General features: G+C 67.2%; 15 protein-coding genes. 3 read left to right on the top strand and 12 right to left on the bottom strand.

Features of this window, described 5'->3' with window-relative positions; all coding sequences use genetic code 11:
- Positions 1-2: 2 nt before the first annotated feature.
- The 7 genes from ACOEQ1_RS06080 to ACOEQ1_RS06050 all read right to left on the bottom strand — a co-directional run bounded on the left by ACOEQ1_RS06080 (position 3) and on the right by ACOEQ1_RS06050 (position 10,626).
- Positions 3-3,245 (bottom strand): efflux RND transporter permease subunit, encoded by a 3,243-nt coding sequence (locus ACOEQ1_RS06080; protein ID WP_419758304.1) that lies wholly within the window; start codon positions 3,243-3,245, stop codon positions 3-5.
- Positions 3,246-3,252: 7 nt separating this feature from the next.
- A complete protein-coding gene (locus ACOEQ1_RS06075) occupies positions 3,253-4,527 on the bottom strand; it encodes an efflux RND transporter periplasmic adaptor subunit (RefSeq protein ID WP_419758303.1) in 1,275 nt (424 codons plus the stop codon).
- 8 nt (positions 4,528-4,535) lie between these two features.
- Entirely contained in the window at positions 4,536-6,071 is a 1,536-nt protein-coding gene (locus ACOEQ1_RS06070) for an efflux transporter outer membrane subunit (protein ID WP_419758302.1), read from the bottom strand.
- Positions 6,072-6,227: 156 nt separating this feature from the next.
- Positions 6,228-7,271 carry a glycosyltransferase family 2 protein gene (locus ACOEQ1_RS06065; protein WP_419758301.1) on the bottom strand — a complete coding sequence of 348 codons (1,044 nt, stop codon included), beginning with the start codon at positions 7,269-7,271 and terminating at the stop codon, positions 6,228-6,230.
- The gene (locus tag ACOEQ1_RS06060) at positions 7,268-8,284 is read right to left on the bottom strand and encodes a glycosyltransferase (protein ID WP_419758300.1); all 1,017 of its coding nucleotides are present in this window, start codon (positions 8,282-8,284) and stop codon (positions 7,268-7,270) included. Before ACOEQ1_RS06060 ends, ACOEQ1_RS06065 begins: the two co-directional genes overlap by 4 nt.
- A gap of 7 nt (positions 8,285-8,291) precedes the next feature.
- Complete coding sequence (locus ACOEQ1_RS06055) at positions 8,292-8,831, bottom strand: GtrA family protein (protein ID WP_419758299.1); 540 nt, start codon at positions 8,829-8,831, stop codon at positions 8,292-8,294.
- Positions 8,832-8,892: 61 nt separating this feature from the next.
- Positions 8,893-10,626, bottom strand: coding sequence for a protein kinase domain-containing protein (locus ACOEQ1_RS06050; protein ID WP_419758298.1), 1,734 nt, complete (start codon positions 10,624-10,626; stop codon positions 8,893-8,895).
- A gap of 209 nt (positions 10,627-10,835) precedes the next feature.
- On the opposite strand from ACOEQ1_RS06050, the gene ACOEQ1_RS06045 reads away from it, so the two are divergent.
- On the top strand, positions 10,836-11,333 hold the full coding sequence (locus ACOEQ1_RS06045; RefSeq protein ID WP_419758297.1) for a L,D-transpeptidase family protein: 498 nt from the start codon (positions 10,836-10,838) through the stop codon (positions 11,331-11,333).
- Positions 11,334-11,572: 239 nt separating this feature from the next.
- A complete protein-coding gene (locus ACOEQ1_RS06040; RefSeq protein ID WP_419758296.1) occupies positions 11,573-12,328 on the top strand; it encodes a response regulator transcription factor in 756 nt (251 codons plus the stop codon).
- Positions 12,329-12,506: 178 nt separating this feature from the next.
- Here ACOEQ1_RS06040 and rlmN read toward each other — a convergent pair whose 3' ends face one another.
- Together rlmN and ACOEQ1_RS06030 are read right to left on the bottom strand one after the other, a co-directional pair.
- On the bottom strand, positions 12,507-13,643 hold the full coding sequence (gene rlmN, locus ACOEQ1_RS06035; RefSeq protein WP_419758657.1) for a 23S rRNA (adenine(2503)-C(2))-methyltransferase RlmN: 1,137 nt from the start codon (positions 13,641-13,643) through the stop codon (positions 12,507-12,509).
- 62 nt (positions 13,644-13,705) lie between these two features.
- Positions 13,706-14,188: a hypothetical protein gene (locus ACOEQ1_RS06030; RefSeq protein WP_419758295.1), complete on the bottom strand. Its 483-nt coding sequence runs from the start codon at positions 14,186-14,188 to the stop codon at positions 13,706-13,708.
- Positions 14,189-14,287: 99 nt separating this feature from the next.
- Between ACOEQ1_RS06030 and ACOEQ1_RS06025 the strand changes: the two genes are divergently transcribed.
- A complete protein-coding gene (locus tag ACOEQ1_RS06025) occupies positions 14,288-15,535 on the top strand; it encodes a class I SAM-dependent methyltransferase (RefSeq protein WP_419758294.1) in 1,248 nt (415 codons plus the stop codon).
- Here the strand turns inward: ACOEQ1_RS06025 and ACOEQ1_RS06020 are convergent.
- The 3 genes from ACOEQ1_RS06020 to ACOEQ1_RS06010 all read right to left on the bottom strand — a co-directional run bounded on the left by ACOEQ1_RS06020 (position 15,493) and on the right by ACOEQ1_RS06010 (position 21,417).
- Positions 15,493-18,390, bottom strand: a complete 2,898-nt coding sequence (locus ACOEQ1_RS06020) for a Hint domain-containing protein (protein WP_419758293.1) — start codon at positions 18,388-18,390, stop codon at positions 15,493-15,495. The two genes, ACOEQ1_RS06025 and ACOEQ1_RS06020, sit on opposite strands and share 43 nt — an antisense overlap.
- Positions 18,391-18,573: 183 nt before the next feature.
- Positions 18,574-19,971, bottom strand: a complete 1,398-nt coding sequence (locus ACOEQ1_RS06015) for an MFS transporter (RefSeq protein ID WP_419758292.1) — start codon at positions 19,969-19,971, stop codon at positions 18,574-18,576.
- Positions 19,972-21,417, bottom strand: coding sequence for an efflux transporter outer membrane subunit (locus ACOEQ1_RS06010; protein ID WP_419758291.1), 1,446 nt, complete (start codon positions 21,415-21,417; stop codon positions 19,972-19,974).

The following is a 21,417-nucleotide window of genomic DNA, read 5'->3' as shown; positions in this document are numbered from 1 at the left end:
CGTTACTCGGCCGGGTGGGCGACGCCCGCGGTCCGGCGGCGCGGCACGGGGCGCAGCCGCTCCATCGCCAGATAGATCACGGGCGTTGTGTAGAGCGTCAGCAACTGGCTGAGCAGCAGCCCGCCGACGATGGTGATGCCGAGTGGCCGCCGCAGCTCCGACCCGGCCCCGCCTTGCAGCACGAGGGGGATGGCGCCGAGCAACGCCGCCATCGTCGTCATCATGATGGGGCGGAAACGCAGCAGGCAGGCCTGTTCGATTGCCTGTGCCGGGGTCTTCCGGCCCGAATGCTGCGCCTCGATGGCGAAGTCGATCATCATGATCGCATTCTTCTTCACGATGCCCATCAGCAGCACCACGCCGACCAGCGCGACGATCGAAAGGTCGTTGCCGGTCACGATAAGGGCCAGCAGCGCGCCGATGCCCGCAGAGGGCAACGTCGAGAGGATCGTCACCGGATGGATGATGCTCTCGTAGAGCACGCCGAGCACGATGTAGATGACGACGACAGCGGCGAGGATCAGCCACGGCTCGGAAGCGAGCGAGCTTTCGAATTGCGCTGCCTCCCCCTGGTAGCTTCCGGAGATGGTGGAAGGCACCCCGAGCGCGGCCTCGGCCTGGTCGATGGCGTTGACGGCGCCACCGAGCGAAACGCCGGGAGCGAGATCGAAGCCGATTGTCGCGGCCGGGAACTGCTCGTCATGCATGATGGAGAGCGGCGTGGTGCCGCGCGTGACGGTCGCGAAGGCGGTCAGCGGGATCTGGTTCGAGGTGCTGCTCGAGGTGCCGGTGGAGGCCGTGGTCGTTGCCGTCTGTGTATTGGAGCTGCCGGAGGCGACCGAGGTGCCACTGCCCGAGGTCGTGTTGTTGCTGTTGTTGGCGCTCGTGGTGCTCGAGTTCGAGGCGCCGCTGCTCATGACATTGCCGGGAAAATACAGCATGTCCAGCAACTCCGGGCTCTGGGCGAAGCGCGGGTCGAGTTCGAGGATGACGCGATACTGGTTGGTCTGGCCGAAGATCGTCGAAATCTGGCGCTGGCCGAAGGCGTCGTCGAGGATGTTCTCGACCGTCTGCATCGGCACGCCGACGCGCATGGCCTCGGCCCGGTCGACATGGATCGTGACGGCGGCGCCGCCGTTCTGAAGATCGCTGCTGACATGGGCGAGTTGCGGCAGCGTTTGCAGCTTCGCCACAAGCTTCGGCACGAACTCATTCAGTTCTTTGGAGTCTGTGTCGGTCAGACGATACTGGTAGGCGGTGCGGGTGATGCTGGTGCCAAGCTGAATATCCTGTACCGGCTGGTAGAAGATCGTGAGGCCCGGGATGCCGGCGGTGGCGTCGCGCAACTCGTCGACGATTTCGTTGACCCCGGGCCGTGAACCGACCGGCGCCAGGGTGACCGTGATCTGGCCGGAGTTGGGCGTCGGGTTCTCCGTCCCCGTGCCGACATCCGAAACAACGTTGGTGACGCCGGAGACCGTGCGGAACGCCGCAGCTGCCTGGTTCTGCAGCGCGACCATCGCCGGGATGGAGATATCCTGAGAGGCCTCGGTGATGGCGATGATCGAGCCGGTATCCTGTTGCGGCAGGAAGCCCTTCGGCACCACGACGTAGAGGAGAATGGTGCCCACCAGGGTTCCGACCGAGATCAGCAGCACCAGCGCCTGGCGGCGCAGCACCCAGACCAACGTCACCCGGTAGAGCGCCAGCAGCCGTGCGAAGCCGGCTTCCGCCACGCGTGCGGGCCACGCCGGACGCTCGGCTGACGTAGGGCGCAACAACCGCCCGCACATCATCGGCGTGAGCGTCAGCGAAATGACCGCCGAGACGATCACCGCGACCGAAAGCGTCACCGCGAACTCGTGGAACAGCTTCCCCACCACGCCCGACATGAAGAGCAGCGGGATGAAGACGGCGATGAGCGAGATCGTCAGCGAGATGATGGTGAAGCCGATCTGCCGGGCGCCCTTGTAGGCGGCCTCCAGCGGCGGCACACCGTCCTCGATGAAGCGCACCACGTTCTCGATCATGACGATGGCGTCGTCGACGACGAAGCCCGCCGCGACCGTCAGCGCCATCAGCGACAGGTTGTCGAGGCCGTAGCCGAGGAAATACATGATCCCGAAGGTGCCGATGAGCGACAGCGGCAGCGCGAGCCCGGGGATGATGGTGGCGCGGACGGAGCCCAGGAACAGGTAGATCACCAAAACCACCAGCAGGATGCTGAGGATGAGCGTGAACTGCACGTCGTTGACGGAGGCGCGGATCGTCGTCGTGCGGTCGCTGACGAGGGTGAGCTTGACTGCTCCCGGAAGCGTCCGCTCGAGCTTGGGCAGCGCGTGCTTCACGAGGTCGGCGGTCGCGACGATGTTTGCCCCCGGCTCGCGCTGGATGCTGAGCACGACGGCAGGCTGGCCGTTGAAGCGGACGTCAGTTTCGTTGTTTTCCATGGCCGTGACGACGCGGGCCACGTCGCGGAGCCGCACGGGCGCGTTGTTCCGCCACGCCACCACCAGATTCGAATAGGAAGCAGCCGTCTCAAGCTGGTCGTTGGCGCCCAGGGTGAAGGATTGCGTAGGCCCGTCGAAGCCCCCCTTCGACCCGTTCTGGTTGCCGTCGACGACAGCGTTCCGGATATCCTCGAGCGACAGGCTGTAGGCTGCGAGCCGCGCCGGATCGGCCTGGATGCGGTAGGCCTGGCGCAAGCCCCCCAGCACCGTCACCTGGCCGATGCCGCTGATCTGGCTAAGCTTCGGCTGCAGCAGCGTCACCGCCTCGTCCGACATCGTATAGAGCGGCACGGTCTTGGAGGTCATCGCCAGCGTCACGATGGGCGTATCGGCCGGGTTCACCTTGGCATAGATCGGCGGGTAGGGCAGCGAGGTCGGCAGCGTTCCGGCCGACGCGTTGATCGCCGCCTGCACATCCTGCGCCGCGTCGTCGATGTCGCGGTCGAGCGAGAACTGCATGACGATCTGGCTGAGGCCCTGCGCGCTCGTCGAGGTCATGCCGACCACGCCCTGGATTTCGCCCAGCTGCCGCTCCAGCGGCGCGGTGATGAGGTTGGCGATCGTTTCCGGCCCGGCGCCGGGGAGCTGCGTGGTGACGAGGATGGTCGGGAACTCCACCTCGGGCAGGGAGGAGACCGGCAGTTCCATGTAGCCGAGGATGCCGGAGATCAGCACCGCCACCGCGAGAAGCGCCGTCGCGATCGGCCGCGAGATGAAGGGCGCCGAGACGTTCAAGATACGCTCAAGTCGGTTGGGCGGCGCTGGCGGTCGCGCCGCCATGATGGTGGTGACGATGCCCCGGCTCGGCCGTGTCCGCGGCGGCCGTGGAGACCGGCTTCGCGAGCGCGACCTTCGACCCGTCGCTGAGGCGCGATGCCCCTTGCAGCACCACCTGCTGGCCCTCGGACACGCCGCTGTCGATCACCGCCGTGGTGTCGCTCTGCTGCCCGACGGTGACGTTGGTCTGCTTGACCGTCTTGTGGTCGTCGTTCAGCACATAGACGAAGCTGCTGGTGGGGCCGGTCTGGATCGCCGACGGCGGCACCGTGAGCACGCCCTTCAGCACCTTGACCGTGAGGTGGGCCGTGACGAAGCCGCCCGGCCACAGATGCAGGTCCGTATTCGGGAAGTAGGCTTTGAAGCGGACCGTGCCTGTGCTGCTGTCGACCTCGTTGTCGATCACGTCGAGTGTCGCGGTTTCCTTGGGGCCTGCAGCGTCGCCTTCCGGATCGACCGACACTGGAAGGCGGCCCTGGGCCGCGGCATCGACGATGGCCGGCAGATCCTGCTGCGGCAGCGTGAAGATGACGCCGATCGGCTTCAGCGTCGTCAGCGTGGCGATGCCCGTCGTGGTGCCCGCCTGCACGATGTTGCCGAGGTCGATGTTACGGATGCCGAGCCGCCCGTCGACCGGCGCGGTGATCGTGCAATAGCTGAGGTTGGTCCGAGCCTGCTCGATGGCCGCCTGGTCCTGCTCCACGAGCGCCTTCGTCTCCTGGACCGTCGCCCGCTCGTCGCTCGCTGTCTGCGCCGACTCGAACTTCGAGGCGGTGAGCTTCTCGTAGCGGGCAAGATCGCTTTCCGCGCCGGCGAGCGTCGCCTGGTCCTGGGCGAGCTTGCCGAGGTCCTGGTCGAGCGTCGCCTGATAGGTGCGGGGGTCGATGCGGGCCAGCACGTCGCCCGCCTTCACGTCCTGCCCCTCGGTGAAGTCGATGGCGACGATCGGACCGGTCACCATCGGGCTGATGGTGACGGTGTTGGATGCCTGGACCGTGCCGAGCCCGGTGAGGATGACCGGCACGTCCTGCGTCTTGACCGGCGCGAGCGTCACCGGGATAGGCGCATCGGCGGCGTTCTTGCCCTTATGCGGCCTGGACGACGCCGTTGACTGAGCGTCGGTCCGGCCGGCCAAGATGCCGGCGGCGCCACCCACGAGCGCCACGAGCACGACGGCGATCAGCCACCGGATCCTGGACTTCCTGCGGGGAGGTGGTTCGGGTTGAGGGGCGTCCGTCATGCTCGAACTCATGGGATGATGGAGGGGTTGAGCACCGGCACCGGCTGCGCGGTTTCCGGCACCGTCTGCTGCCAGCCGCCGCCGAGTGCCTTGAACAAGGCGACAAGCGCCTGGAACCGCGCAAGACTCACGGTCACAAGCGTATTCTCATCCTGGAGCAGCGTCTGCTGAGCAGTCAGCAGCGAAGTGATGTCCACCGTGCCAGCCTGCAACTGCGCGGTGGAAACCGTCACCGCCAGCCGCGCCTGCTGGACGGCGTCGCGCTCCAGGCTCTCCTGCTGAATAGCATAATGCAGCTGGGTCAGCGCTGTCTCGACATCCGTGTAAGCCTGCAGCACGGCCTCCTGATAAGCGTCGGCATCCTCCCGCGCCACCGCGCGGTTCTCGGCGACCTGACCCGACAGCGCGCCGTTGTCGAACAGCGTCTGCACCGCGCTCGCGGCGGCGTTCAGCACCAGGGATTGCGGGGCAAGCAGGCCGTTGAGCGCGTCGTTCTCCCAGCCCATGGAGCCGGTGAGCGTCAACGATGGAAAGAGCGCGGCGCGCGCGGCGCGGGTGCTCGCGACGGCGGAAACGAGCGTCGCCTCGGCCTCCGCCACGTCCGGGCGTCGCTGCAGAAGTTCGATAGGCAGGCCGGGCACGACCACCGGGGAGGGGATCGTCACCAGCGTCCCGGGTTCGACGGCGATCTCCTCGGGCGGCCGTCCGACGAGGATGCCGAGCGCGATGACCTCCTGCCTCTCCAGCGAGATGAGGTCGGGGATGTTGGCACGCTCCCCGGCGACGAGCGCCGCCTGCTGCGAGACATCGAGAAGCGAGGCGGTACCGGCGTCGAGCCGGGCCTGCTCGACCTTCAGGAGCGTCTCCGCCGCGGCCAGGTTGCGCCGGGCCACGTCCAGTTCGTCCTGATAGGCGAGCGCCGCGAACCATGTGTCCGCGACCTCGCTGACGATGGTCAGGGCTTCGACCTGCGCCGCATAGCGGGCAGCGACCGCGCTTGCCTCCGCCGCCCTGAACGTCGCGAGGTTCTTGCCCCAGAAGTCGATCTCGTACGATGCCGAGAGTTGGGCGCTATAGGTGCGGGTATCGATGATCCCCTGGCCGATCTGGGTCACGGTGCCGGTGGAACCTGCCGCCGCGCTGTAGCTGCTGTAGTTGCTGTAGCCGCTGCGGCTGCTGCCGCCCGCGTTGACCTGGGCGAAGCTGGCGCTGGGTGACGCGCTGACGACCGGCAGCAAGGCACCGCCCGCCACCCGCACGGCGGCGTCTGCGGCCGACACGGCGGCGATGGCGCTCTGGATCGTGTAGTTCTGCGCCTCGGCCTCGGCCATGAGGGTGTCGAGTTCGGGCGACTGGAAGCCTTGCCACCAGGTGCTGCTGGGCCAGAATGGCGCGGGACCGCTCTGGCCCGCACTCGGGTTTTCCGCCCCGGGCGAGGTGAAGGCGAAGGGCGTATCGACCAGCGGGCGATGATAATCCGGTCCGACATCGCAGCCCATCAGGGGCAGAAACGGCAGGAAGCCGATAAGAAGCCGACGGATCACTCGAACCCCTATGTTCAGCATACGACGCCAGACTGCTCGGCCCGGCGCCGTTCCTGGATGCACCTCAAGCGGTAAACATTGCCGCTACCGGCAATGAACAGCCTGCCCACGTCTCAGGTTTCAGCCTTGGCTGTTTAGGCCTGACGCGGTCACGCTCTACGGCGGAGTTGTAACGGGGGTGTTACGCATTTGTCTCTGACGGGTTGATGGCAGTCCAGTCGCGACTTCGGCGCGAAACCGGAACCAGAACCCGCCGCGCCAGGCTGTATCGTTGACGCCCAGGTAGGCGCGCCCCCCGGCGCTCATCCGCCGAGGCGGCACCGAAAGCGGCATCTGGAACGATGCCGTAACGGCCAGCCATGCCTGGCGCGTGAGCCCCAGCCTCATACTTTTGAGACAATAGGCTGCAGCGCGGGCAAGGAGCGCGGGAAGTGGAGTACGCCATTTGCGTGCGATGTAGAGGCGGTTGCGGATGAACAGGAACCACCGCCGTCCCGACCAGTCGAGCCGGCCTTCGCTCGCGAGCTTGTGATGAACCGCGATATCGCCGGCATGGAGCAGCTGCCATCCCTGATCGATCGCGCGGAGTGCGAAGTCATATTCCTCCCAGGTGAAAAACAACGCCGAGTCGTAGCCGCCGACGGCGTCCCATGTGGCCCGCCGGATTGCATGCCCGGCGCCGACGAAGGTGGCGCTCGCGAAGCGGTCCGCGGCGCGGGGCCGCAAGGCCTCGGGATAGCCCCAGGAGGCATGGTCCTCGTCGCTGCCGTCACCGTTCATGATCCGAAAGCCAAGGGCCGCCAGCTGCGGCTGTTCGTCCAGCAGGGCGACGGCGCGGGCGGCGGTCGAGCTGTCTGCAAACACCGCGTCGTTGTCGAGCGCGATCAGCATCCGGCCATGCCCGAGGGCGGCGGCGCGGTTGCGGCCCTCGGCGACGCCAAGGTTGCCGCCGGCTGAGGTCAGCTGCGCATTCTCGTGTGGCTCTATCACAGCACGAAGGCGGGCGAGCGTGGCTTCCGAAGAGCCCTGGTCGAAGACGATGAGATGCCTGCTCAAGCCGGTCTGCCCAAGAACCGACTGGATAGCCGCCTCGGTTTCCGCGACGCGGTCGAGGCTCAGGATCAGGATATCGGCATCGTAATCGCCGGCGGGCGCCGGTTTGCCCGCTAGATGCCCGCCTGCCACGGCGTGGCCGCTCATGAAATCGGTGAGATCGCCCGCAACGAGAGGTAGGCGATGCGCTTGGTCTCCTTCCGGCCACGAGCCAGGCTGTCCAGGATCAGGCCGCAGAAGAACGACAACCAGCCGAGGATGACGAAGGTGACCGAGAGCACCGCCGTTGGCAGGCGCGGCACCCGGCCGGTTTTGAGAAAGAACGACACCAGCGGAAGGCCGAGGCCCACGGCGATGAGCACCAGGACCGCGCCGATGCAGGAGAAGAACAGCAGCGGCCGTTCCTCCTTCACCAGGTTGAGGATGGTGCGCAGGATGCGGATGCCGTCCCGGTAGGTGTGCAGTTTGGAAGCCGACCCCTGCTGCCGCTCCTGGTAGCGCGTGCGGAGTTCACCCACCGGCATGCCCAGTTCCAGAGCGTGGACGGTGAATTCCGTCTCCGTCTCGAAGCCCACCGACAGTGCCGGGAAGGACTTCACGAACCGCCGGCTGAAGACCCGGTAGCCGGACAGCATGTCGCTGGTGAAATCGCCGAAGATATTGCGGACGATGCCGGTCAGCACCCGGTTGCCGAGGCGATGACCGCGCCGGTAACTCCCGCGGGACGTATCGACCCGCGCACCGGTCACCATGTCGAGCTGCTGGTTGGCGAGCAGACGGACCATGGTCGGCGCGTCCACCGGATCATACGTTCCGTCGCCATCGACCAGAACGTAGACGTCGGCCTCGATGTCGGCGAACATCCGGCGCACGACGTGGCCTTTGCCCTGGCGTCTCTCGTGCCGCACGGTGGCCCCGGCCTGAGCGGCGAGCACAGCCGTGTCATCCATCGAGTTGTTGTCATAGACGTAGATGCGTGCCTCCGGCAGGGCGTGGCGGAAGTCGCTCACGACATTGCCGATGGTGACGGCCTCGTCCCGGCACGGGATCAGCACGGCGATCCGCAGGCCCGCAAGGCTCCCCTTTCTGCCGGCCGCCTCGTCGTAGGCTTGGCCCGGCGGCGGCAGTGCGCCGTCCATCAGCAAAGCGGGGCCGCTCACCGCCCGGTCACCGAAAGACAATCCGGCGGGACATCACGAAGTTCACGCCCAGTCCGGCGACCGACCCGGCGGCGAGCGCCAGCACCGGATGGAGGCGGCAAGGCGCCGAGGAGGCGATCAGGGCGATATAGACGCCGCGGTTGAGGACGAAGCCAGCCGCATTGGTGGCGAGGTATCGCAGCCATTCGTAGTGCAAACGGCCCTGGCTGGCGCCGCGGAAGGTCCACATCCGGTTGAGGAACCAGTTGGAGCTGCCGGCCACGAAAAAGGACAGGATGCCGGCCAGGATCAGTCCCACGCCGAAAACGAAATGCGCCGTGTAGACGAAGGCGTTGTCGACAACGAAGCCGACGGTCCCGACCATGCCGAACTTGACCAGCTGCATTGCCAGCGGGCGGTAGGCCTCGATCTGCTCCATCGCGATGCGCCGCAGAGTGGCGCGGCCAGCCGGGGTCGCACGCTCGGCCACCACGGGCGGCTCAAGCGAGGCGTCGGTCAAAACGGCAACATTCGCGGCAGGCTCTGACACAGGGCGGTCTCTCGTCATCGGCTTCCTTAAAAAGGTCTTACCACTCAAGCACCGGGGTAGCGATGCCGAAATGCCCCCGCTACCGCAGCGCGAGCGCCATCAAAAGGGCTAGCCCCAATGCCAGTGCCAAGCTGCGCCAGACCACCAGAGGGCTCGCGAACCGGCGCGGCGAGACGCGGTTGCCGGCGCCGTTCTGCAGCGCCCCCGACACCGCTTCGGCCAGCAACTCGGCGTGCATCGGCCGTTTGCCGGGGTCCTGGTCGACCGCGGCGGCGATCGTGGCCGCAAGCGCCGGAGGGATGTCCGGCCGCGCCTGCCGCAACGCGCCCGCCACATCCGCGCCGGGCCGGGGGAAGCGCCCCAGAACGGCCAGCCGGTAGAGGATGACCCCAAGCGCGTACACCTCGGTCCGGTCATCCGGCATCCTGCCGCGCAGCAACTCCGGCGCCATGTAACGGATGGTGCCGGCGAGGCCCTGGTCGCCTGCATCCTCGACGCCGGCCAGATAGGCGAGCCCGAGGTCGAGCAGGCGAAGGCCTCCACCGGTCGTGAGCATGACGTTTTCGGGCTTGAGGTCGCGGTGCAGTACCTCGACCGCGCGCAGATCCTCGACCGCCTGGCATAGCGGCAGCGCGATCGCCGCAATCTCGCCGACCGAGAAGCGGGGTTCGCGGGCGATCCGCGCCTCCAGCGTTTCGCCCCGGTAGTGGGGCATGACGATGTAGAGGCTGGAGCGCCGGCCGGGTTCGGGCTCGATGATGCGGGCGATCACCGGGCTGCGGATGGTATGGCCGATCCATGTCTCGCGCGCGAACCCGGCCCGGAAGACGCGGTCGTTCAGCATGGCGGGCAGGGGGAACTTCAGCACCACCTGTTCGCGTGTGCGGCTGTCGGTCGCGTATTTGAGCAGCGTGTAGGCGCCGCGGTGGAGCGTGCGGCCGATGAGATACCCATCCCGGTTCTCGCCCTCCTGCGGCACCGGCGCCAGCGGCAGGTCGGCGAGGCTCGTCTCGGCGGACCCCGCAGTCGGCGCCGGCAGGCCGATCACGTCGATGACGAGTGCCGCCCGCTCGGGGGGCGCGGCCGGGCCGGTTGCGGGGAAGACCGACAGCGCGCCGGCAAGTGCCGCCGCTGGCTGGGCCTGGGCGCAGACGGCGGCCAGCGCGCGCTCGTCGAGAACCGTCTCTTCCATCGATCCCGGCGCGGACCTGCGGCGGATGTCGCTGAGCAGGATATACCGGTCTCCCGCCAGGACCGGTTCTTCGAGGTAATCGAGCAGCAGCCGGCTGTCGCTGCCAAGCGTGCGCCTTGCCCCGAGGCTGCCGCCGGGCATTCGCCTCAACTGCGGCTCGGTCAGCCGGCTGAGTTCGCCGGCGCGCAGGCGCAGGATCATGCCGCTGCCGATCTGCACCAGCCCTACGCGCGTTCCGCTGAAGACGATGGTAGAAAGCGAGGCCGCGGGTCCGGCACCCAGGCCGTCCCTGCCATGGCGCGCGAACATCCAGCTGTTGATGGCGAGGAGGGCCTGCGTCAGCGCCTGGGCGCGTCCAAGCGTTGGCCGGGCGTTGTAGAGGCCGTCGATGAGCCCGTGCATCGCAACGACCGCCGGATTGCCGGTGCCGCCCGCCTCGGCCGGCTCTTCCTCCGTGCGCGCAACGGCGCCCAGAAGGCCGCGGGGGTTAGCAGCGAGCGTCTCGCCATCCGCTGGCCCGCTTGTCAGCGCCGCCTCCGCGCCGGGTGCAAGCCGGACGGCACGGACCAGATGCCAGCCTGCGGCGGTGACTGCGGCGCTGTTGCCGTCGAACTGATCCATCGGGTTCCCTGGCTGAAGCATGCGTATCCGGCGAGCGCCGCATCCACAAGTAATGATCCCGGCGGGAAGTTATTGCGCCTGCGCGCGAACAGCACGAGCTGACTTGTGCCGTAACTGAAACTATTGTCTGATCGTGATAATCGTGGTTATTCCGGGTGCCGGCGCAGGATGTGCTTCCAGCCTGAGGTCGGACCCATCTACGGTAGCTCATGGTCCTTGCGATTCTCACGGCAGACGGTTTCCTCAGGTTCGGTGCGGACCGCTTTCCGGCCTGTTTCGGCCGTGGCGGCATTTCGCGCCACAAGATCGAGGGTGACGAGGCGACGCCCGCCGGCGTGTTGCCTCTGCGGCGCGTTCTTTACCGCGCCGACAGGGTGCCGCCGCCGCTCGCGACCTGCCCCATCGAGCCGCTCAGCCAGAACGACGGATGGTGCGACGATCCGCGCGACGCCGAATATAATCGTCCGGTTCGCCTGCCCTATCCGGGCCGGCACGAAGAACTGTGGCGCGCGGATGCGGTTTATGACGTGATAGGCGTCTTGGGCTGGAACGATGCACCACCGATTCGCGACCGCGGTTCGGCAATATTTCTTCACCTTGCGACGGCTTCTCGGGCGCCCACGGCGGGTTGCATAGCGCTCGAAATCGACCATCTGCGGGAGGTTCTGTCGAAGGGGATGACCGGGGTCGAGGTGATCGGCGGCTGATGCTGGCTTCGGCGCGAGCAAACCGAGTGCGCCACAGGCTGAAAAACCGCATGCCGTAACCGCACTGGTTTCGGCGCCGAATTACTTGTTAAAGCATAGTAAAGCCCGTGAGCGCTCCTATATCGTTTGAACTCTCGGAACGGGCATGCCTGGCGAAATAACGGTCTGGACATCGGAACGGCCGCGTCTTTGGATGAACCTGTTGAAGTTTGCGGATATTGAGTGGATGGAGTTGGCGGATGGCGGATGTGCAGACGCTGAATGAGAGGACGAAGGTGGCAGATAAGCCAAGCGGAGACGAGCGGCCGATACTCATCGTCGATGACGACTTGGCGCTGCGGTCGACGCTGGCCGAGCAGCTTGTTGTGGACGGCGAGTTTTCGGCGACCGAGGCGGCAACGGTCGGCGAGGCCGAGGCGGAGCTCGGCAAGCCGGGCATGAGGTTCGACGCCATCATCCTGGATGTGAGCCTGCCGGACGGTGACGGCCGTGACTTTTGCACGAAGTTGCGGGCGCGCGGGCTAAAGATGCCCATCATCATGCTGACCGGATCGGCCGAGGAAACCGATGTCGTCCGCGGTCTCGACTCCGGCGCGAACGACTATGTCTCGAAGCCCTTCCGCCTGTCGGAACTGATGGCACGTCTGCGCGCCCAGCTCCGCATGTTCGAGAACAGCGAGGACGCGGTCTTCACGATCGGGCCGTATGTGTTCAGGCCCGCGACCAAGCTGTTGCAGGAGCCGGTCAAGAACCGCCGGATCCGGTTGACCGAGAAAGAGGCCGCGATCCTGAAGTTCCTGTATCGCGCCGGTGCGAAGCCGGTTCCGCGGCAGGTTCTGCTCAACGAGGTCTGGGGCTACAACGCAGCGGTAACGACTCATACGCTGGAGACTCATATTTACCGTCTCCGGCAGAAGATCGAGCCCGATCCATCGCATTCGCAACTGCTGATCACCGAGGCCGGCGGCTACCGCCTCGACCCGAAGGCGAGCTGACGACGCTCACGTCGCCTCTAGCCACGATCCGTAACCGCCTGGATCGTGGCGAAAACGTTGCCAAGCAGCAGCTGGACGACCAGCCTCGTTTTGACACCGTTTCGTATTTTTAGCTGCCCGTGCGGCTGGTGACGCGTCGGGTCGCCCAAGCTGGACGACCGATGTTATTTTGCTCTGATTAGCCAGACGTTTTTTGAGCGTGCCTTGCCAGAACTGTCTCGGTTTTGAGCTGCCCGCAGGCGGCCAGAATGTCTTGCCCGCGTGGGGTGCGAACTGGAGCCGCATATCCCGCATCCATGACGATTGCTGCAAAGCGCCGTATCGCCGTTGGTGTGCTTGTCTCGTAGGCGCTGCCCGGCCAGGGGTTGAACGGAATGAGGTTCACCTTGGCCGGAAGCCCGGCGATCAACTCGACCAACAGGCGCGCATCCGCCTCGCTGTCATTGACGCCCTTCAGCATGACGTATTCGAAGGTGATGCGCCGGGCGTTAGAGGCTGCCGGGTAGCGCCGGCAGGCGGCAATGAGCTCGGCGATCGGGTATTTCCGGTTGAGCGGCACCAACTCGTCGCGCAGCTCGTCCCGCACGGCATGGAGCGATACGGCGAGATTGACGCCGAGTTCGGTGCCAGCCCTGTCCATCATCGGCACGACGCCGCTGGTGGAGAGGGTGATGCGGCGGCGGGAGAGAGCGATCCCTTCGCCGTCCATGACGATACGCATCGCGCGGGCGACATTGTCGTAGTTATAGAGGGGCTCGCCCATGCCCATCAGCACGATGGTCGAGAGCAGGCGCGGGGTCTCGCCCTTGGGGCTGGGCCACTCGCCATAGCTATCCCGCGCCGCCATGAACTGACCGACGATCTCCGCCGCGCCCAGGTTGCGCATGAGCCGCTGCGTGCCCGTATGGCAGAAGGTGCAGGAGAGGGTGCAGCCGACCTGGGAGGATAGGCAGACGGCGCCGCGATCCTCCTCCGGGTCGGGAATATAGACGGTCTCGGCCTCCTGGCCGTCACGGAACCGGAAGAGGAATTTCCGTGTCTCGTCGGTGCTCGTCTGAGCCACCACCGTTTCGGGCCTGCCGACGACGAAGTTCTCCGCCAGCTTGTCCCGCATGGGCTTGGCCATGGTCGTCATGCGCGCGAAGTCGGTTTCCCCCTGGTGGTAGATCCAGTGCCAGATCTGCTTGGCCCGGAACGGCGCTTCGCCGATGCCTGCGACCTCGGCCGCCAGCTCCTCGCGCGTCAGGCCGACAAGGTCGCGCCTGCCATCCGCCAGCCGCGCCGGCGGAGGCGCGAACAATGCGGCTTTCGCCATGATGCGGGCGGCGTCGCCGGCGAACTCGCCGGCCGGGAGCTCGATACGGGGGATGAGCGCGTTCAACGGGCCGGGCACGCGCGGACGATGGCGCCGTACGCCGCGCTGAAGCCGGCGAGGGAGAATTTCTCATGGCCCTTGCCGCCCTTGCGATCCCAGGTGGCGGTGGCGCTCGCGCCCTTCTGCATGCCGATGACCGTGGCGCGGCCATCCCGGGAGAATGCGCGGTTGGCGGCCGTGTAGAAGGACATCGGCGGCTGGCGATCGACCTGCACGGCGACCTCCGCTTTCGGCGGGTAGGCCGCGGTTGCCTGGACAACCACCTCGTCGCGGGAGGTGGACCGTTCCGAGACGATGATCATCGCCGCCGACGGCGTCTTGGCGCTGCCGATCGCCCGGGTGAAGGCGTAGCACACATGGGCGCCGCCAGCATCGTACTGGGCCGAGGTCCAGTCCTGGAACACCCCAAGGGAGGTGGGGCCAGCCGCGAAGGCAGGCAGTGTCAGTGCCAACAGGGCGGAAGTTGTCAGAAGGAGTCTATGCATTGGCGTGGCATAAGGGAGCTCCGCGGCCTCGCGCAAGAGAAGGTTGCAGGTCTCCTCGCATGTCTCGCCAGCGCCACCGGTAGCCGCTAAAGCGGCCCGATGAGCGATCACGCAGATGCCCACCTCGCGGCACAGTACGAGGCCTATCCGTATCCGGCGCGAGACCCTCGCGAGGAGGCCAAGCGGCTCATCATCGGCAGCCCTTCGCATCTGCGGGAGATCGACTATTGGGTCTTCGGCGCCAACCGGCCCACATCGCGGCCTCTGCGAGCGCTCATCGCGGGCGGCGGCACGGGCGATGGCACCATCATGCTCGCGACCCACATGGCCCGCTCGGGGCGGCCGGGCCGCGTCACCTATCTCGACCGCTCGGCCGCTGCCCTGAAGGTGGCGCGCGCTCGGGCGGAGGTGCGCGGCCTCACCAACATCGACTGGCTACAGGGTTCGCTGCTCGACCTGCCGCAGCTCGGGGTTGGACCGTTCGACTACATCGACTGCTGCGGCGTGCTGCACCACCTGCCGGAGCCGGCCGAGGGGCTGGCGGCGCTCGTCGCCGTGCTCGCGCCCAGCGGCGGCTTGGGGCTCATGGTCTATGCGCCTCATGGCCGCACCGGCGTCTACATGGTGCAGGACGCGCTGAGTTTGCTGGCGCCCGCCGATCAGCCGCCCGCGGCCCGGCTCGATGTGGCACGGCGGGTGATGCGCCATCTGCCCGAGAGCAACTGGCTGCGTTTCAACCGGAACTTCACCGACCACATCACCGGCGGCGACGCCGGGCTATACGATCTGCTCCTCAACCCGCGTGACCGCGCCTTCACCGTCACCGCCTTCGCCGATTTGCTGGCGGGCGCCGGCATGGCGGTCACCGCCTTCATGGAGCCGATGCGCTACGACCCGGCCACGTGGCTGCCGGAGCCCAAGCTCCGGGCGCGTGCCGCGAGCCTGGGCGCGACCGCACAGGCCGCGCTGGCCGAGGCGCTGACCGCGAACATGAGCGTCCACATCGCCTATTGCCGCCGCGCCGCCGAGCCGGTGGCGATGGCCAATGCCTTTGCCGACGAGGCGGTGCCCGTCATGCGCGAGGTTCCGGGCGCGGAACTGGCGAAGTCCATCCTCCCCGACGGCTCGCTACCCTTCCTGTTCGACGGCTTGCGGGCGGTGCTGCGCCTCCCCCCCGAGGGCACTGCGATCCTGCACGCGATCGACGGCGAGCGCAGCGTGGCGAGCCTCCGCTCCCTGTTCGCAGGACGCGGCATGCCGGAGGCGAAGTTCGCCCGGGCCTGGGCTGAAACCTTTGCCGCCCTTCAGTCGGTCAATCGGGTGCTGCTGGCCCCGCCGAAGCACTGATGACGGCAGCGCACGGCCAGCTTCGCCCGCACGCGGTCGACCTCCGCTCCCGTCACGCGTAGCGGCGCATAGGCGAGGGCCTCGCTGAACATCGCCACATCGCCCCGGTGCTTTCCCCACTCCGGATGCAAGGCGACGACGGGGCCCCCGGAGAAACCGGCGCGATCGCCGGCATCGAGATAGCTTTCGACCGGCAGTCCCTCCGCCAAAACCAATTGGTGGTGAGACAGTTCGATATGGACATAGGTCACATGGGCCACCGTCACTTGCCGGATCAGCGCGCCGTCGATGAGGTGCTTGACCGGGATAAGGACACCCTCGGCGTAAACCGCATGGTCCGGGGAGAGGAACAGGTCGCGCCCGGGCAGACCGTCCCCGAAGGCATGGGCCGAAATGCGGACGGGCAGAACGCCCGCGGGTTCGCGGTGGCGACCGCATTCGACGCGCCGCAGGCCGGTCCAGGTGATCGGCGCCAGCCCGCCATCGGCGGTGATGACGAGGTCGCCCACCGCGAGGGTCTCGACCGCGACCGCTCCCCGCTCGGTCCACAGGCAGGTGCCGGCCGCGAAGCAGGCCAGTGCGACGACCTCCAGCCGGTCCGCAGTGCCCGCAATGAGGTCGAAGCCGCCGTACTGCTCGGACGCCGAGAGCGCCAAAGTGGCGAGGTCCACGGAGCCGTCCTGGATGGTGAGTGTGCCGCTCGCATAGCTGGCGGTGTCGAGCGGGTTGTAGGTGAGGGCGCCGAACGCCACGACGCTCGACCCGTCGTCGAAGCCGGAGATGATGGAGGTCAGGCCGCCGGTCAGCACCGACGCGCTGTCAGAGGTGAAGTCCAGCAGCCCGCCATTGCCGGAGAAGGCGATCCCGACGCCGCTGGCCGCGCCGCCGATGCTCAGCGAGCCCGTCGATGCAACGCTGATGACCCCGATGCCCCCGGAAGTGCCGGTGGAGAGGATGCCGAGATCGTCAAGCGTCCCCGCGACGGTCACAGTCGCCGCCGAGACGCTTACCGCCGTCGTGTCGAGGACGCCTTGCGTCCCGATGGAAACTTGCCCGCCGGTCTCCGCGAAACCGACCGCGCCGGTGAGCCCGACGGTGCCGGCGGTCACGATCATCCCACCCGCGTCCTGCGTGTAGTTGCCGGCGGTCACCTCGCCGCCGGTCATGACGACGGTTCCGGCATTGGAGTTGAGTGATCCGCTGACACTCAGCGTGCCCCCGCTCATCGAGAGCGTGCCGCCGACGCCGACCAGGAAGTCGCCGGCGGTGATGTCGTTCGCAGCCGGGCCGCCGACCGCGAGCCCGTCGCCGGCGCCGATCGTGAGCGTCACCGTCTGGCCCGCGGGCGCCGACAGGGTCAAAGCGCCTGCCGTCGCGCTTGGCGTGTTCACTGTCAGGCCGTAACTGCCAGAGATCACACCGAGATCGTTGCTGAGCATCACGGCGCCGTTCGCGCTGGGCAGCGTTCCGGCCGACCAGTTGGCGGCGCTGCTCCAGTTGCCGCCGCTGGCCGCGGACCAGCGGGTGCCCGCCGCCGAAACCGATAGCTCGACTGCGGCCCGGGCCTGGATCAGCCCGGCACCGACATCGTCGACCGTGCTCGGGACGGGGATCGCGGATTGATCCAGCAGCGCCGTTACCTCGACGGTGGTGAGGGCTCCATTGGCCTGAAGCATGAGTGCACCAACCGCGCCGGCAGTTGGGGCTGCTGCGGATGTGCCGGCGAAGGGCGCGAAACCGGCGACCGTCGTCGATGAACCGGAAACGCTCAGGAAGCCGGGCGCATTCGCGCTCGCAGGGGTAGCAAGCAACTGGCCCTGGGAATTGTAGAGGATCGTGCCTGTTCCGGTCGCGGTGTAGAAGGCAGGTGCGGGAGAGGCGCCGAACGCCGGGGTGTTGCTGTAGGTCACGGCGCCCACAGCGTTCACGCCGGAGATAAGAGCGTGGCCCATCACGCTGCCCGCGCCGGTTCCCGCGTCCGGCCCTTCAAGCGTGGCAAGAGCACTGTCTAAGACACTGATCGTAAAACTTTGTCCTGAGGGTGTCGTGCCGCCGTTCTCGACCACCACCAGGCGGAACTGTGCCGACGAGGTGTAGTTGGTGAACTGGATGGTCTGCACAGGGTTGTCGCCGAGCACGACCTGCGTCGAGCTGGCGACGACGCGGCCGCTGCTGTTGATGAGGTAGAAGGCCAGGCTGTTCCGCGCGCCGCCGCTCAACTCGCCGATCGTCGCGAAGGGCTGGGCCCATTCGAGATCGATGGTCACGTTGGCGCCGGAGCTTATCGCGATGTCCTGGAAGGCGCCGGTCGCCCCGAAGTTCGCGGCGTTCAAGGCGAAGGGACTGATCCCGGCTACCGTCACCGAGATGGGCGCGAAGCCGAGCTGGACGTAGTCGTCGCCCCCGTTCCCTGTTGCAGTGAAGTAGTTCGCACCGGCCGCAACCGCGGCCTCGATCGCGAGGTCGAGGACGGTTCCCGTCTGGTAGAAGGACTCCTCGGATGGGAACGTCACGTCGTCGACGATGACGGCGCAGCCTGCGGATTGCAGGGTCGTTACCGCCGCGGCGAAACTCTGGAGGCTGTCGCCGCAGGTCGCGAAGTAGTAGGACGCGCCGGGCGCCACCTGATAGGCCAGCTCCGTCATCGCCTGGCCTTCGTCGGTTCCGGTGAAGCTATCGCTCTCGACAGCAACGTTCTGCGGCAGATTGCCGGAGGCGACGTTCGCCGCCGCGCCGCCGTTCGCGTCGTAGCTGTCGGAGATGATGCCGATCTTGATTCCGCCGCCCGTCACTCCGTAAAGCTGGGTCGCGACCTCCGCGCCGAGAGCGTCGGCGGAATCCTTGAGCCCGGACATGCGTCACTCCGTCCAGCAGCACAGGGTACGGCTCAGGTGGATCCTGAGCCAAGGCTGGACCCGGACGATGGCCTGGCGCTGCTTAAGGCGAGGAAGCCAAGCAGTTGCGGCTTCGTGAAGCTCGGCCTTCTAATCCGCCTTGCGCGGCTGAAAATCGTTCCAGCCCCGCGCCGCCCGCCCGCCTCAGCTTCTCGCGGCACTGGTGGCCGGGGCGCCCACGCGCAGCCGCAGCAGGCTCAGCACCATGCCGATGACGGCCAGCGCGCAGGCTACTCCCATCGCGACCGGCATCTGACCATGATGCGGATAGAGCTTGAAGATGAGCGCCGCGATCGTCGCGCCGAAAGTCTGGCCGGTCAGCCGCGCAAGGCCCAGCATGCCATTCGCGCCACCGCTCCGGTTGCGCGGCGCCGCGCCCATGATGGCCCGGTTGTTGGGCGATTGGAACAGTCCGAAGCCCGCGCCGCAGATGGCCAGACGCCAGACGATGTCGAGGTTGGTCGGATGCGCCGGCAGCAGCGCCGTCAGCCCCAGGCCGATCGCATAGACGCCGAGGCCGACGCCACCCAGCAAACCTGCCGGAAACCGGTCCGACAGGCGACCGGCGATGGGGGCGGTCATCATCACGAAGAGCGGCCAAGGCGTCATGAGCAGTCCGGTCGTGACTTCACTCCGGCCCAGACTATCCTGCACAAAGAATGGGATAGCGGTGAAAGCCAACATCTGCGCGCAGAAGGAGAAGATCGAGGTCATGATCGACAGGCGGAACAGCGGGATGCGCAGCAGGTCAATCGGCAGCAGCGGCTCCTTCCGCGACAGCTGGCGCCGCACAAGGAAAATGCCGGCGCCCACGCCCACCGCGACCTCTCCGACCGCCAGAGGCAGGTCGCGCCCGTGGGTGAGCCCCATGATGCCGACCATGCCGACGCCGAAGGTCGCGGCACTGAGCAGGGCGCTGATGAAATCGAACCGCATCGACGACAGCGGGCTGAGCGGCAGAGCGCGCCAGGCGACGGCGAAACACACCAGCCCGATCGGCACGTTGATCGCGAAAAGCCACTCCCAATGGGCGACGGCCAGAATGGCCGAGGCGATCGAGGGGGCGGCAGCCGTGGAGCCCGCCACCACCAGCGCGTTGAGCGCCAGCCCCTGACCGAGCCGCGATCTTGGGTAGGCAAAGCGGATGAGCGCGCCGGTCACGCTCATCTCCCCAGCGGCGCCGCATCCTTGGATGACCCGGGCAAGCGTCAGCTGCTCCAGCGTCGTGGACAGCGCGCAGGCGAGCGAGGCGCAGGTGAAGACAACCACGCCGATCTGAAAGATCCGTTTGTAGCCGTAGATTTCGCCGAGAGACGCGAGCGGCAGCAGCAACACGATGACGGCGATCTGGTAGGCATTGATGATCGAGACGCTGTCGTGCGGGCTGACATGCACGTCCGCCGCGATGGTCGGCAGCGCCACGTTGGCGATTGCGCCGTCCAGCACCGCCATGATGAGGCCGAGCGCCACGGCGGCGACCGCCCAGGCCCGCTGCGGCTGCGCCAGGCCGTCCTGGGGGATCGCCATCGAGAAAGCCGCCACCTAGCTGCTCCTCGCGGCGCGGGTTCCTGCGTGCGCGTTTCCCGGAGACGGCGGGTCCAGCTCGATTGTCTGCCAGCCGCCGCCCAGTGCCTTGTAAAGGCTGATGAAGTCGTCGACGAGCGCAAGGTCGCTCTCGGCCAGGGCGTCGCGCGATGAGAAGACGGTCCGCTCATCGGTCAGGACGGTGAGAAAGTCGGTGAGCCCCGCGTTATAGAGCCGCGACGACTGACTGAGCGCGGTGCGCGCATCCCGCACCGACAAGACCAGAGAGCGATTGGTTTCGCGCTCCGTCTGAACGCGCACGAGCGCGTCCTCCACCTGCTGCAAAGCTGCCAACACCTGTTCCTTGTAGTTGAGCCGGGCCACTTCCGCCGCGTCTCGTGCGGCGCGAAGCCGGGCGTTCAACCGGCCGCCTTGATAGATATGCTGCGTTGCCGACAGCGCCAGCGAGTAGGTCAGGCTCGCTCCCTCGAACAGTTCGCCGATCGGGCTTGTCGTCGGCGTGATGGAGAGCGGGATCGAGAAATGCGGCAGTTCCTCCGCCGTCTGCACGCCGATCTCGGCATTTGCGCCGGCATATTGGAGCAGCGCCTCGTGCACGTCGGGCCGGTTCGCGATCACCTCGGACGGGATCGTGTCCGGGATCGTCGACGGCGGCAGCATCAGCCGCTGCGGCCGGTCGAGCATTGCCTCCAGCTCGCCCGGATAGCGTCCCAGCAGCACGGCGATGGCGTGGGCCATCACGGCAATCTGCGCCCGCAGCGCGGGCAGCGTCGATTGCGTCTGTTCGAGCTGGGCCCGCGCCTGGATGGTTTCCAGCGTGGTGCCGACGCCCTGACTTTCCTCCTGTGCCGCGAGCGACACCACCTGCTGCGCAGTACGCACGTTGTCCTCGGCGATGGCGAGCCGCGCCTGGGCCGCGCGCAGCGCCGCGTAATCGGCGGCGACTTCCGACAGCAGGCTGATGAGGACGGCCCGCCGGTCAGCGATGGAGGCGCCGACGCGCGCGGTGGCCTCCTCCGTTTCGCGGCGGTTCTCGCCGAAGACGTCCAGTTCCCAGCTGGCGTCGAAGCCCAGCTCGTAGAAGTGGTAGTTGCCGAAGCCGGGCGGATATTGCACCGTCGTGCTGGCCCGGGAACGGGCGACCTCGCCGCCGAAATCCACCGAGGGATAGTCGCCCGCCGCCGTTTCGATGCGCTCCTCACGCGCCTGGAGCAGGCGCTGGCGAGCAGCCTGAAGGTTGAGACTGCCGGCGATGGCCTGGTCGATCAGCCGGTCGAGGGTGGGATCATTGAACGATGTCCACCACCGGGTCAGTTCCGCGTTGCTGAGAGCGATGTCCGCTGGTGTCGCCGGACGTTCAGTAAATTGGGCGGGCAGGTCGAGCTTCGGGCTTCTGAAGTTGGGGCCGACGGTGCAGCCCGCCAACGCGGCGACGCCGAGCAA

It is taken from the genome of Acidisoma sp. (assembly GCF_965199065.1).
GTDB lineage: Bacteria > Pseudomonadota > Alphaproteobacteria > Acetobacterales > Acetobacteraceae > Acidisoma.
Note: the sequence above shows the minus strand (reverse complement) of the source record. Positions and strands in the feature narration are given on the sequence as shown.